Raw genomic sequence first — 13,914 nt, 5'->3', positions numbered from 1 at the left:
TGGACGCGCTTACTTTTGGCCATATACTCGAATTCATTAGCCCTCGTAAAAACCCGGCGCGACAAAACATAAACATCTGTAATGTTTATCTTCGCACCCTTGATATAAAAACGCCCTGGAATGGCCATGTCGACCCTCGATCTTGAACTGCTCCGCACCTTTATCGCCGTGGTCGACCACCACAGCTTTGCCGAAGCCGGCACTCACCTGGCACGCACACAATCTTCCGTCACCCAGCATATGCAGCGTCTGGAACAACAAGTGGGCGTCAGCCTGTTTGAAAAACGTGGCCGGCAAAAACAACTGACAGAACCCGGGATGCAACTGTTGCGGCATGCGCGGCAGATGCTCTCGCTGAATGACGATGCACTCAATTCCCTGCGGGAAAGCAGCCTCAGCGGCGTACTGCGTATCGGCTCGCCCCACGACATCGCCGACACCATCCTGCCGCCGATCCTCAGCCACATCGCCCGCTCGGCACCGCGCCTGCGCCTGGAGATCGACGTCGGGCGCAGCCCGTTCCTGATGGATGACCTGCACCGGGGCAAGGTCGACATGGTGATTTCCACCCGCGCCGATGCCAACCTCGAAGGCTTTGCGCTGCGCACCTCGCCGGTGTGGTGGATTTGTTCGGCGCAATACATTCACTCGCCAAGCGAGCCGCTGCCATTGATTCTGGTGGATGAGCCGAGCATTTATCGGCGCTACGCCCTTGAGGCGCTGGAACGGGCGAATATCCCGTGGCGCCAGGCGTACCTGGCATCGAACCTGATCGGTATCAAGGCGGCAACCCGCGCAGGGCTCGGCGTGACCCCTCGGAGCATGGAGATGCTAGGGCCGGATATGCGGGTATTGGGGGAAAACGATGGATTGCCGAGGATGCCGGAGGTCACGTACTACCTGTGGATCCGTCCGAACACGGCGAACCCGATTGCGCGCAAGGCATATGACCTGATCAGGGCCAGCCAGGGGCTGGCGCTGGGCTAAAGGTTATTGCTGGGTCAATTGGGTCCACAGCGCGGGTGCGCCAGCAGACTTGGCGATCGCCTCAAGGCGCGCCGCGTGTTCGGCCATGTCCTGCTCGCTGGCGCGAATAATCGTAGTGGGCTGGCGATCCGCTGGCAGGCGGCGGATTTCCGAAGGACGATTGCCCGAGCCTTCCGCCGAACCATTGCCGTCCGAGGCATTACCGGCCAGGGACAGGCTGGTCTGGCCACCGGTCATGGTCAGGTAGACGTCAGCGAGAATCTCGGAGTCGAGCAACGCGCCGTGGAGTTCACGGCCGGAGTTGTCGACGCCATAGCGTTTGCACAACGCATCGAGGCTGTTGCGCTGGCCCGGGTGACGCTCACGCGCCATCATCAAGGTGTCGAGGATCGAGCAGTGCCGGGTAATATCAGCCCGGTCGGTCTGCCCCATCAGCGCGAATTCGTTGTTGATGAAGCCAACGTCGAACGCCGCGTTATGGATGATCAGTTGCGCGCCGTTGATGAACTCAAAGAACTCATCCGCCACTTCGGCAAACCGTGGCTTGCCCACCAGGAATTCGTTGGTGATGCCGTGGACGCCGATGGCGCCTTCGTCACTTTCCCGATCCGGTTGCAGGTAGACGTGGAAGTGCCGGCCGGTGAGGCGGCGGCCCATCAGTTCGACACAGCCGATTTCAATGATCCGGTGGCCGTCGGTCACCGGCATGCCGGTGGTTTCGGTATCGAGTACAACAGATCGGATGGCCATCAGGGTTCAGCTCTCAACGGTTTGGTACATTTCAAGGGGCGGGATCTTAACACGTCAGCCGGCATCAGCTCTGTTTGTGCCGCGCACTTCATCCACACCGCGGTTGGCCAGTTGGTCGGCCCGCTCGTTGCCGGGATGGCCGATGTGCCCGCGCACCCATTTCCAGGTAATGTTGTGGCGATTGCATTGCTCATCGAGCAATTGCCACAGGTCGGCGTTTTTCACCGGCTCCTTGGCCGCAGTCTTCCAGCCGCGCTTCTTCCAGTTGACCATCCACTCGTTGATGCCCTTCATCACGTACTGGGAGTCGGTCACCAGCAATACGTCGCAACGGCGCTTGAGCTCTTCCAGGCCACGGATCGCGCCCATCAGTTCCATACGGTTGTTGGTGGTGTTGGCTTCGCCGCCCCACAGTTCCTTCTCCACGCCCTTGCACACCAGCAAGGCGCCCCATCCGCCGGGGCCGGGGTTACCCTTGCAGGCGCCATCGGTGAAGAGTTCTACGGTATCGGTCATTTCACTGTCCATTAAAGCGGGATCCATCAAAGCGGGTTGCCGATAATCGACCGACAAGTGCCCGAGGTCGAGAGGCTCGACCTGAAATCAAAAAGGTATGTTTACTGTTCGCTCTGCTTGCGATTGACCTTGGCCATCGGCATCGGCACCAGCTTGCCCATCGGCTCGCGACGCACCTGGCGCACCGGGCGCAGGCCAACGACGATCTTGCGCGCCACCAACAGGTAGAAACCCCCGCCGGACAATTGCCAGGCGCCGGCCCTGCGTTCCCAGCCGGCCAGCCGGCCTTGCCACTTGGCAGACGCAAGCGGCGGACGATAGCACCCGAAGCGGCGTTTCTCCAGCGCAAAGCCCAGCAGGTTCAACCAGTCGCCGACTCGCGACGGCGAGATGCAGCGCGCCTGGCGCAGCCCGTCATGGGCGAACACATGGCGCAAGCCCCAACTGCTCCAGGGGTTGATGCCAATGATCAGCAAATGGCCACCAGGGCGCACGCTGCTGGCCGCTTCGCGCAGCAAACCGTGGGGCGACAGGCAGAAATCCAGGCCATGCTGCATCACCACCACATCGGCCGCATGCTCGCTCAACGGCCAGGCCTGCTCCTCGCAGACGATTTCAACCCCCGGCAGCGGCGCCCCCAGGCGCACATTGCGTTGCACCTGGGGTGCCGACGGCGGGGTTTGTGCCGACGGCCCGTAATGCACCAGGTAACCACCAAAGAACCGACCCAGCTCGTCTTCGAGCATGCGCCGTTCTTCATCCAGTAAAAATTGCCCGACAGGCCCGGACAGCCATTCACGGGCGGCACCGATCAGTGCCAGCCACTCGGGATCGGCCTGGGCGAACGCTTTATCAGTCATTGCATTCTCCAACGCGCCAAGAAGCTCTAAGATGCACCAATGTGTTCAGCTTGGCGAATCAAAGAATGATACAGATCAGTGCCCTGCCCGCCTTCACCGATAACTACATCTGGTTGTTACAGGATCAGCCGAACAAGCGCTGCGCGGTGGTCGATCCCGGTGATGCCGCGCCCGTGCTGGCCTGGCTCCAGCAGCATCCCGAGTGGACCCTCAGCGACATCCTGGTGACTCACCATCACCATGATCATGTCGGCGGCGTCGAGCAACTTAAAAGTGTTTCAGGCGCCACGGTCTACGGCCCGGCAAATGAAAAGATCCCGGCGCGGGACGTGGCACTCCAGGATAACGACCGCATCAACGTGCTGGGTTGGGACTTCGAGGTGTTTGCCGTACCCGGCCATACCCTGGGGCACATCGCCTTTTATCACGAGGGCGTGCTGTTCTGTGGCGACACCCTCTTCGCCGCCGGTTGTGGCCGCCTGTTCGAAGGCACCCCGCAGCAAATGCACACCTCACTGGAGCGCCTGGCGGCCTTGCCGGCCAACACGCTGGTGTACTGCACCCACGAATACACACAAAGTAACCTGAAATTCGCCCAGGCCGTGGAACCGCATAACGCGGATATCGCCGAACGGGTGGAGAACGTGCGGCAACTGCGGGCGAACGGCCAGATAACATTGCCTTCGACTTTGGCCCTGGAAAAACGCACCAACCCTTTTCTGCGGACCTCTGAAACATCCGTTAAAGAAAAAGCGGACGAACGGAATGGCCGCGATAACCGGTCCGGGAGTGAGGTGTTTGCTAGCTTGAGGTCGTGGAAAGATACGTTCTAAGCGCGCGGAATTTAGTACGTAATTTCTGAATGGTTGACCGCAACCCACGCGCTTTCTAGAATCGCCCGACATTTTTGCCCGGAACTTACTTCCAGCCAATGTCGTCATCTATTCGTAAAACCAACCATTCAGACGCATTGACCCGCCTGGCTCAAGCCGTGGCGGTGGCTGTGTCCGCTACTCTGGCGGGCTGCCAATCGACCCATTTTGCCGCACAATCCACCGTGCAACCCAAGCCAAACCTTACCGCCAAGATCAAGCAAAAACCCCTTTGGCTATCAGAGAAGCCAAGCCCGGAAGTGCCCCAGGATGTCTGGGAACGCATGCGCCGGGGCTTTCAATTGCAGGACGGGTTAGGCGTCAACCCGCGCATTGAACAGCAACGATTGTGGTTTGCCAGCAACCCTTCCTTCCTCGAGAACGCCGGCGAACGCGGCAGCCTCTACATTCATTACATCGTCGAACGCCTTGAAGAACGCAACATGCCGCTGGAGCTGGCGCTGCTGCCAGTGATTGAAAGTGCCTACAACCCAATGGCCTATTCCCGCAGCGATGCGGTCGGCCTGTGGCAGTTCGTTCCCGCCACCGGGCGCTATTTCAACCTGCGTCAGACCCGCGCCTACGACGGCCGCCGCGACATCACCGCCTCCACCACCGCCGCCCTCGACTACCTGACTCGCCTGCATGACATGTTCAACGGCGACTGGTTGCTGGCCCTGGCGGCTTACAACGCCGGTGAGGGCACGGTCAGCCGGGCCATCGAGCGTAACGAGAAGCTCGGTTTGCCGACGGACTACTGGAACCTGCCACTGCCCCAGGAAACCAAGGACTACGTGCCCAAGTTCCTGGCGCTGTCCCAGGTAGTGCTGGCCCCCGAGGCGTATGGCGTCAACCTGAACCCGATCGCCAACACGCCGTACTTCGAAGTGGTAGAAATCAAGACCAGCATGGACCTGTCACGGGTCGCCGCGCTGGCCGAGATCGACGAAGACGAACTGTTCCAGCTCAACCCGGCCTTGAAACAGCGCACCACCCTGGACGGCCCGCAGCATTTGCTGGTGCCGACGTCCAAGGCGCAGTTGCTGGCCAGCAGCCTTTCGGCGATGAAGCCCGAAGAATTGCTGAGCATGCGCCCGAAAAAGCCGGTGTTCGACGACGTTGAGCACAAGGCCATTGCCGGTCGCACCCGCAACTACAAGGTGCGCAGCGGCGACAACCTGACGCTGATCGCCAAGGCCAACAAGGTCGATGTACATGACCTGCAGCGCTGGAACAAGCTCAATGGGCAGGCGCTCAAGGTCGGCCAGACCCTGGTGATGCAGGACACCCGCAAGCTGGTGGCCAAGGCCGACAGCAAGAAGCCGGTGCAGTACAAGGTCAAGAAAGGCGATTCGCTGTACATCGTCGCCAAGCGCTTCAACGTCGAGATGCAACATCTCAAGCGCTGGAACCCACGCACTGGCCAGGCGCTGAAACCTGGGCAGATGCTGGTGGTTTCCGGGCCGCGCTAAGCAGCAAACACGAGGGGGAACTGGCAACAGCTCCCCCTTTGTTCTTCACCCTGCCAACCCCCACCCAAGCCTGTAGCCTCCCTCCTACGGCGCCAGCCTTTTTCCAATCGGAACAAGCTGTTACTGTACGGTTCATAAAGCCCAAGCCGCCTGGATCGGATCCCTGACTTGAAGCGTCCCCTCCTTCTACTAATAAGTCTGGCCTTGAGCTTTTCCGCGAACGCGACCATTACCGAGAGCCACGGTTATGCGCAGTTCGGCACGCTCAAGTACCCGGCCAAATTCACCCACTTCGACTGGGTAAACCCCGCAGCGCCCAAGGGCGGCACCTTGCGGGTCATGGCGTTTGGCACGTTCGACACCCTCAACCCGTACACCTTCAAGGGTTCCAGCCCGGTTTCCACCGCCAATTTCCTGCAATATGGCGTCAACGAGCTCAATGAGCCGTTGATGGTCGGCACCGGCCAATATGCCCCTTCCGGCGATGAACCCACCTCCAGCTACGGCCTGATTGCCCAATCGGTGGAATACAGCGAGGACCGCAGCTGGGTGGTGTTCAACCTGCGCCCTGAAGCGCGGTTTCACGATGGCAAGCCGATCACCGCCTACGACGTGGCGTTTTCCTATCGCACGCTGCTGACCGAAGGCCACCCGCAGTACCGCACCAACCTGCAGGAAGTGGCCCGGGTCGACATTCTTAACCGGCATCGCATTCGTTTTGTGTTCAAGCGCGCCGGCAACCCGTTGCTGATCCTGCGCCTGGGCGAGCTACCGGTATTGCCCCAGCATTACTGGAAAAACCGCGATTTCAAGGCCACCACCTTCGAGCCGCCGCTGGGCAGTGGGCCTTACCGCATCAGCAAGGTCAGCCCCGGGCGACAACTGGTGTTCGAGCGGGTCAAGGATTACTGGGGCAAGGACCTGGCGGTCAACCGTGGTTTGTATAACTACGACAAGGTCGAGGTGGAGTTCTACCGCGACAGCGACGTGGCCTTCGAAGCGTTCAAGGCCGGCGAGTTCGATATCTATATCGAGCACCAGGCGAAGAACTGGGCCAACGGCTACAACTTCCCGGCGGTCAACCGCGGCGATGTGATCAAGGCGCAGATCGCCCACCAGATACCGACCCAGAGCCAGGGACTGTTCATGAACAGCCGGCGCCCGGCCTTCAGCCAGGCCAAGGTCCGCGAAGCCTTGGGGCTGATGTTCGATTTCGAGTGGACCAACCGCACCCTGTTCAGCGGCGCCTATAAACGCAGCCTCAGCTATTACCCCAACAGCGAATTCTCCGCCACCGGCGTGCCGACCGGTCATGAGTGGCTGATGCTGTCGCCCTATCGCGACCAACTGCCGGCCAACCTGTTTACCCAGCCCTTCAGCCTGCCCCAGACCGACGGTCGCGGCATTCCTCGCGACACGATGCGCCGCGCCCTCGCATTGTTGGCGGACGCCGGCTGGAAGCTGTCCGGGCAACGCTTGCTCAACAGTGACGGGCAGCCGCTGAGGCTGGAGATTCTGCTGGTGAACCCGAACCTGGAGCGCATCCTGCAGCCCTATGTCGAGAATCTGACAAGCATCGGCGTCGATGCCCGCTTGCGCACGGTAGACCGCGCACAGTACAAACAACGCCTCGATCAGTTCGACTTCGACATGATTCTGATGACCCTCAACCAGACCCTCAGCCCCGGCCTTGAGCAGTGGCAGTATTTCCACTCCAGCCAGGCGGGGATCAAGGGCAGCAAGAATTACGCAGGCATCGCCAACCCGGTGGTCGACCACCTGCTGGACCAACTGCTGGCGGCGCAAACCCGTGAAGAACAGTTGGCCGCCGGCCGGGCGCTGGACCGCGTCCTGCTGTGGCAGCACTACAGTATTCCCAACTGGTACCTCAACTATCATCGCCTGGCGTACCGCAACCGGTTCGCCTTCGTCACCACGCCGCCCTACAGCCTGGGCCTGAGCGCATGGTGGCTGAAAGCTTCGGAGAAAGCCCAATGATACCTTTGCGTACTGCGATCCTTGGCAGCCTGCTGTTTTGCGCCGCGGCCAATGCGGCCCCGCAACATGCCCTGACCCTCTACAACGAACCGCCCAAGTACCCCGCCGATTTCAAACACGTCGACTACGTAAATCCGGATGCCCCCAAGGGTGGTACCTTCCGCGTATCCAGCATGGGCAGCTTCGACAGCCTCAACCCATTCATCAGCAAGGGCGTGCCGGCAGATGATATCGGCCTGATCTACGACACCCTCGCCCAGCAAAGCCTGGACGAACCCATCACCGAATACGGGCTGGTGGCCGGCAAGATCGAAAAGGCCCCGGACAACAGCTGGGTGCGCTTCTACATTCGCCCCGAAGCGCGCTTCCACGACGGCCACCCGATCCGTGCCGAAGACGTGGTGTTCAGCTTCCAGACGCTGATGAAGGACGGCTCGCCGATCTTCAAGACCTACTACGCCGATGTCGACGAAGTGATCGCCGAAGACCCGCTGCGGGTGCTGTTCAAGTTCAAGCGCACCAACAACCGCGAACTGCCGCTGATCCTTGGGCAACTGACAGTGTTGCCCAAGCATTACTGGGAGGGCCGCGACTTCTCCAAGGGCAACCTGGAGATTCCGCTGGGCAGCGGCCCGTACAAGGTGGCCGAGGTCAAGGCCGGGCGTTCGATCCGCTACGAGCGGGTCAAGGACTACTGGGCCAAGGACCTGCCGATCAACAAGGGCTTCTACAACTTCGATAACCGGGTCACCGATTACTACCGCGACAACACCGTGGCCCTCGAAGCCCTCAAGGCCGGGCAGTTCGATTACTGGCTGGAAATCAGCGCGAAAAACTGGGCCAATGCCTACAACACCCCCGCCGTCACCCAGGGCCGCCTGATCAAGGAAGAAATTCCCAACGGCAACCCCACCGGCATGCAGGGCTTCGTGTTCAACACCCGCAAGCCGATGTTCCAGGACGTGCGAGTGCGCAAGGCCATCAGCCTGTTGCTGGACTTTGAATGGAGCAACAAGCAACTGTTCAACGGCGCCTACACCCGCAGCCGCAGTTATTTCGAAAACTCCGAGATGGCCGCCACCGGCCTGCCCGGCCCGGATGAGCTGGCGATTCTTGAACCGCTGCGGGACAAGATCCCGCCCCAGGTGTTTACCGAAGCCTTCGAGCCATCGAAGACCGACGCCAGCGGCATGATCCGCACCCAGCAGCGCGAGGCCTATCAACTGCTGCAAGAGGCCGGCTGGAAGATCGTCGACGACAAGATGGTCGACACCACCGGCAAGCCAGTGACCATCGAGTTCCTGCTGGCACAGACCGAGTTCGAACGCATCCTGTTGCCGTTCAAGCGTAACCTGGCAGACCTGGGGATCGACCTGGTGATTCGCCGGGTCGACATCTCGCAGTACATCAACCGCATCCGTTCCCGGGATTTCGACATGGTGGTGGGCAGCTTCCCGCAATCCTCATCGCCCGGTAACGAGCAGCGCGAGTACTGGAAGTCGTCCAGCGCCGACAAGCCCGGCAGCCGCAACTACATCGGCCTGAAAGACCCGGCCATCGACCAGTTGGTGGAAGAACTCATCGACTCCGACTCGCGCAAGAGCCTGGTGGCCCACGCCAAGGCCCTGGACCGCGTGCTGCAGTTCGGCTACTACGTGATCCCCAACTGGCACATCAAGACCTTCCGCGTGGCGTATTGGGACCACCTCGGCCATCCGAAGGTCTCGCCACGGTATGACGTCGGCACCGCCACCTGGTGGAGCAAACCCGACGTGAAACCTGCGATAACCGTGGACACCAACCAGAGCGCCGATCCGGCGAGCGGGGGCGACTGAGATGCTGGCCTATATTTTTCGTCGACTGCTGCTGATCATCCCGACCCTGTTCGGCATTTTGCTGATCAACTTTGTGATCATCCAGGCCGCCCCGGGTGGCCCGGTGGAGCAGATGATCGCCAAGCTCGAAGGCTTTGAAGGCGCCACCAGCCGGATTGCCGGGGGCGGCGCCGAAGTCTCGGTGGCCGGTTCCAGCTACCGCGGCGCCCAGGGCCTGGACCCGGCGCTGGTGAAGGAAATCGAGAAGATGTACGGCTTTGACAAGTCGGCGCCGGAACGCTTGTGGATCATGGTCAAGAACTACGCCCGGCTGGATTTTGGCGACAGCTTCTTTCGCGATGCGAAGGTCATCGACCTGATCAAGGAAAAGATGCCGGTGTCCATCTCCCTCGGATTATGGAGCACCCTGATCATGTACCTGGTGTCGATCCCCCTGGGGATCGCCAAGGCTACGCGGCACGACAGCCACTTCGACGTGTGGACCAGCTCGGCGATCATCGTCGGCTACGCGATCCCGGCGTTCCTGTTTGCGATCCTGCTGATCGTGGTGTTCGCCGGCGGCAGTTACTTCGACTGGTTTCCGTTACGCGGGCTCACGTCCAACAACTTTGATGAGTTGAGCTGGGGCGGCAAGGTCCTCGATTACTTCTGGCACCTTGCCCTGCCGGTGACCGCCCTGGTGATCGGCAACTTCGCCACCATGACCCTGCTCACCAAAAACAGCTTCCTCGACGAAATCAACAAGCAGTACGTGGTCACCGCCAAGGCCAAGGGCCTGACCAACCACCGCGTGCTGTACGGCCATGTGTTTCGCAACGCGATGCTGCTGGTGATTGCCGGCTTCCCGTCGGCCTTCATCGGCATTTTCTTCACCGGCTCGTTGCTGGTGGAAGTGATCTTCTCCCTCGACGGCCTGGGCCTGATGAGCTTTGAAGCGGCGATCAACCGCGACTACCCGGTGGTGTTCGGCACCCTGTTTATCTTCACCCTGCTGGGATTGGTGGTGAAGCTGATCGGCGACCTCACCTACACCCTGGTCGATCCGCGCATCGACTTCGCCAGCCGGGAGCATTGAGATGAATCTATCCCCCCTCAATCGTCGCCGGTTCGAGCGTTTCAAGGCCAACAAGCGTGGCTGGTGGTCGCTGTGGCTGTTTTTGATCCTGTTCGGCCTGAGCCTGGGCGCCGAGCTGATCGCCAACGACAAGCCGCTGGCGGTGCACTACGACGGCGACTGGTATTTCCCGGCGCTCAAGCGCTACCCCGAGACCACCTTCGGCGGCGAATTCCCGCTGGAAGCCAACTACAAGAGCCCGTATATCCAAGAGCTGCTCAAGGCCAAGGACGCGTGGACGTTGTGGGCGCCGATTCCGTACAGCTACCAGAGCATCAACTACGACCTGAAAGTTCCGGCCCCCGCCCCGCCGTCACGGGACAACCTGCTGGGCACCGATGACCAGGGCCGCGATGTGCTGGCGCGGGTGATCTACGGCTTCAGGATTTCCGTGCTGTTTGCCCTGACGCTCACCGTGCTCAGCTCGATCATCGGCGTGATCGCCGGCGCGTTGCAGGGCTTCTACGGTGGTTGGGTCGACCTGGCCGGCCAGCGTTTCCTGGAAATCTGGTCCGGCTTGCCGGTGCTGTACCTGTTGATCATCCTCGCCAGCTTCGTGCAACCCAACTTCTGGTGGCTGCTGGGGATCATGCTGCTGTTTTCCTGGATGAGCCTGGTTGACGTGGTGCGCGCCGAGTTCCTGCGCGGGCGTAACCTGGAATATGTGCGGGCGGCGCGGGCGCTGGGGATGCAGAACGGCGCGATCATGTTCCGCCATATCCTGCCCAACGCCATGGTCTCCACCATGACCTTCATGCCGTTCATCCTGACCGGGGCGATCGGCACCCTCACCGCGCTGGACTTCCTGGGTTTTGGCCTGCCGGCCGGCTCGCCGTCCCTGGGTGAACTGGTGGCCCAGGGCAAATCCAACCTGCAGGCGCCGTGGCTGGGCATGAGTGCGTTTGCCGTACTGGCGATCATGTTGAGTCTGCTGGTGTTTATCGGCGAGTCCGCTCGCGATGCCTTCGACCCGAGGAAATGAGATGAATCAGGACAATCTGATCGAAGTCCGCGACCTCTCCGTCGAGTTCGTCGTAGGCAACAGCCACCAGCGGGTGGTGAACAACGTCAGCTTCGATATCAAGCGCGGCGAAACCCTGGCACTGGTGGGCGAAAGCGGCTCGGGCAAGTCGGTCACGGCGCACTCGATATTGCGCCTGCTGCCCTACCCGCTGGCACGTCACCCGTCGGGCACGATCCAGTACGCCAACCACGATTTGCTGACCCTGAAGGAAAAGACCATCCGGCATATCCGCGGCAACCGGATTGCGATGATTTTCCAGGAGCCGATGACCTCGTTGAACCCGCTGCACTCCATCGAGAAGCAGATCAACGAAGTGCTCGGCCTGCACAAGGGGCTTACCGGCAAGGTGGCCACCAAACGCACCCTGGAGTTGCTGGAACTGGTGGGCATCCCCGAGCCCCACAAACGCCTCAAGGCGCTGCCCCATGAGCTGTCCGGCGGCCAGCGCCAGCGGGTGATGATCGCCATGGCCCTGGCCAATGAGCCGGAACTGCTGATCGCCGACGAACCGACCACGGCACTCGACGTCACCGTGCAGCTGAAGATCCTGGAGCTGCTCAAGGAATTGCAGGCGCGCCTGGGCATGGCCTTGCTGTTGATCAGCCACGACCTGAACCTGGTCAGGCGCATTGCCCACCGGGTATGTGTGATGCAAAAAGGCTGCATCGTCGAACAGGCCGAGTGCGAAACCCTGTTCCAGTCTCCCCGACATTCATACACCCAGGAGCTGCTGGCAGCGGAACCCAGCGGCGGCCCCGCCACCAATGAAGTCGGCCCACCGTTGCTGGAAGTCGATGACCTGAAGGTCTGGTTCCCGATCAAGAAAGGCTTCCTGCGCAATACCGTCGATTACGTCAAGGCGGTGGATGGCATCAACTTCAGCCTGCCCCAGGGCCAGACGCTGGGCATCGTCGGTGAAAGCGGCTCGGGCAAATCCACCCTGGGCCTGGCAATTTTGCGGCTGATTGCGAGCAAGGGTGGCATTCGCTTCGAAGGCCATCAGATGGACAAGCTCAGCCAGCAACAAGTGCGCCCGCTGCGCCGGGAAATGCAGGTGGTGTTCCAGGATCCGTTCGGCAGCCTGAGCCCGCGCATGTGCGTGAGCGAGATCGTCGGCGAAGGCCTGCGTATCCACAAGATGGGCACTGCCGCCGAGCAGGAAGCGGCGATTATCGCCGCGCTGAAGGAAGTGGGCCTGGACCCGGAAACCCGCAATCGCTACCCCCACGAATTTTCCGGCGGCCAACGCCAGCGCATCGCTATTGCCCGCGCTTTGGTGCTCAAGCCCCGGCTGATTTTGCTGGATGAACCGACCTCGGCCCTCGACCGTACCGTGCAGCGCCAGGTGGTGGAACTGCTGCGCAACCTGCAGGCCAAGTACAACCTGACCTACCTGTTCATCAGCCACGACCTGGCGGTGGTCAAGGCCTTGAGTCACCAACTGATGGTGGTAAAACACGGGCAGGCGGTTGAACAGGGAGATGCACCCGCGATCTTCGCCAACCCCCAGCATGCCTACACCCGGCAGCTGCTGGAGGCGGCGTTTTTGGTGCCCGGCCCCTAGCAGTAGAACCACCGTAGCAGCTGTCGAGCCCCAGCGAAGCGGCGGCTCGACAGCTGCTACGCCATTGGGTGTCAGAAATCGGTTGAGGCCGACAATTCACGCCAGGTGTCGGTCTCTTCCTTGACGTAGGCCAGCTTGTCCTCAATCGCCTGCAACGTGTCGGTGCCCAGGGCCAGGCGCATCGGCGGATGCGGCGCGTCCACCAGCTTGATCATGGCCACTGCCAGCAGCTCCGGGTTACCCGGTTGCTGCTGGTTGTAGACCTTGGCCAGCTTGCGCACCTCGCCGGACGTGGCGGCGTAGTCGTCGATGATCAGGGGCGACTCCACCAGGGAGTTGCCATCCAGGAAGTCGGTGCGGAAATAACCCGGCTCCACCACCGTCACCTTGACGCCCAAGGGTGCCAGCTCTGCGTGCAGCGCCTCGCTCAACCCTTCAACGGCAAACTTGGTCGAGCAGTACGTGCCGAATCCCGCACCCGAACGGAAGCCGCCCACCGACGAAATATTGATCACATGCCCGCTGCGCGCCTGGCGCATGAACGGCAATACACCGCGAGTGACATTGAGCAGCCCGAACACGTTGGTTTCATACAAGCGGCGAACCTCATCGGCAGACGCCTCCTCCACCGCGCCCAGCAGGCCAAAACCGGCATTGTTGACCAACACATCAATGCGCCCGAAGTGCTCAATGGCGGCACGGGCAACGTCGGCAGCCTGGGATTCGTCGGTCACGTCCAGCTGCACCGCCAGCAGCCCGGGTTGCTCGCCGAAGCGTTGGGTGACGGTATGGGCGTTGCGGGCCGTGGCCACCACCGCATCACCGTGGGCCAGTGCTGCCGCGACGATTTTCGCGCCGATGCCCCGGGAAGCCCCGGTTACCAGCCAAACACGCTTGAAGGAATGTGCCGTTGTCATGATCC

The 13,914-nt window shown here is 61.2% G+C and carries 12 protein-coding genes; 8 read left to right on the top strand and 4 right to left on the bottom strand.

Annotated features, from left to right (window positions below; translation table 11 throughout):
* Window positions 1–120: 120 nt before the first annotated feature.
* Window positions 121–987, top strand: coding sequence for a LysR substrate-binding domain-containing protein (locus V6607_RS14895; RefSeq protein ID WP_032899368.1), 867 nt, complete (start codon window positions 121–123; stop codon window positions 985–987).
* Between the two features lie 3 nt (window positions 988–990).
* Here the strand turns inward: V6607_RS14895 and dnaQ are convergent, their stop codons facing one another.
* From dnaQ to V6607_RS14880, 3 genes are all read right to left on the bottom strand, one after another.
* Entirely contained in the window at window positions 991–1,731 is a 741-nt protein-coding gene (dnaQ, locus tag V6607_RS14890) for a DNA polymerase III subunit epsilon (RefSeq protein ID WP_162835175.1), read from the bottom strand.
* 60 nt (window positions 1,732–1,791) lie between these two features.
* Window positions 1,792–2,253, bottom strand: coding sequence for a ribonuclease HI (gene rnhA, locus V6607_RS14885; protein WP_134326416.1), 462 nt, complete (start codon window positions 2,251–2,253; stop codon window positions 1,792–1,794).
* A 101-nt stretch (window positions 2,254–2,354) separates the two neighbouring features.
* On the bottom strand, window positions 2,355–3,113 hold the full coding sequence (locus V6607_RS14880; protein ID WP_008435200.1) for a methyltransferase domain-containing protein: 759 nt from the start codon (window positions 3,111–3,113) through the stop codon (window positions 2,355–2,357).
* Window positions 3,114–3,178: 65 nt separating this feature from the next.
* On the opposite strand from V6607_RS14880, the gene gloB reads away from it, so the two are divergent.
* The 7 genes from gloB (at window position 3,179) to V6607_RS14845 (ending at window position 12,992) form a co-directional block, all read left to right on the top strand.
* A complete protein-coding gene (gloB, locus tag V6607_RS14875) occupies window positions 3,179–3,946 on the top strand; it encodes a hydroxyacylglutathione hydrolase (protein WP_134326415.1) in 768 nt (255 codons plus the stop codon).
* A gap of 98 nt (window positions 3,947–4,044) precedes the next feature.
* Entirely contained in the window at window positions 4,045–5,457 is a 1,413-nt protein-coding gene (locus V6607_RS14870) for a lytic transglycosylase domain-containing protein (RefSeq protein ID WP_008435202.1), read from the top strand.
* A 168-nt stretch (window positions 5,458–5,625) separates the two neighbouring features.
* The gene (locus V6607_RS14865) at window positions 5,626–7,455 is read left to right on the top strand and encodes an extracellular solute-binding protein (RefSeq protein ID WP_008435204.1); all 1,830 of its coding nucleotides are present in this window, start codon (window positions 5,626–5,628) and stop codon (window positions 7,453–7,455) included.
* Window positions 7,452–9,290 carry an extracellular solute-binding protein gene (locus tag V6607_RS14860; protein ID WP_134326414.1) on the top strand — a complete coding sequence of 613 codons (1,839 nt, stop codon included), beginning with the start codon at window positions 7,452–7,454 and terminating at the stop codon, window positions 9,288–9,290. Before V6607_RS14865 ends, V6607_RS14860 begins: the two co-directional genes overlap by 4 nt.
* 1 nt (window position 9,291) lies before the next feature.
* On the top strand, window positions 9,292–10,365 hold the full coding sequence (locus V6607_RS14855) for a microcin C ABC transporter permease YejB (protein WP_134326413.1): 1,074 nt from the start codon (window positions 9,292–9,294) through the stop codon (window positions 10,363–10,365).
* Window position 10,366: 1 nt separating this feature from the next.
* Window positions 10,367–11,386 (top strand): ABC transporter permease, encoded by a 1,020-nt coding sequence (locus V6607_RS14850; RefSeq protein WP_008435209.1) that lies wholly within the window; start codon window positions 10,367–10,369, stop codon window positions 11,384–11,386.
* Between the two features lies 1 nt (window position 11,387).
* Entirely contained in the window at window positions 11,388–12,992 is a 1,605-nt protein-coding gene (locus V6607_RS14845; protein ID WP_134326412.1) for an ABC transporter ATP-binding protein, read from the top strand.
* Window positions 12,993–13,063: 71 nt separating this feature from the next.
* Here V6607_RS14845 and V6607_RS14840 read toward each other — a convergent pair whose 3' ends face one another.
* A complete protein-coding gene (locus V6607_RS14840; protein WP_134326411.1) occupies window positions 13,064–13,909 on the bottom strand; it encodes an oxidoreductase in 846 nt (281 codons plus the stop codon).
* Between the last annotated feature and the right edge of the window lie 5 nt (window positions 13,910–13,914).

The organism is Pseudomonas sp. KK18 (genome assembly GCF_037094675.1).
GTDB lineage: Bacteria > Pseudomonadota > Gammaproteobacteria > Pseudomonadales > Pseudomonadaceae > Aquipseudomonas.
Note: the sequence above shows the minus strand (reverse complement) of the source record. Positions and strands in the feature narration are given on the sequence as shown.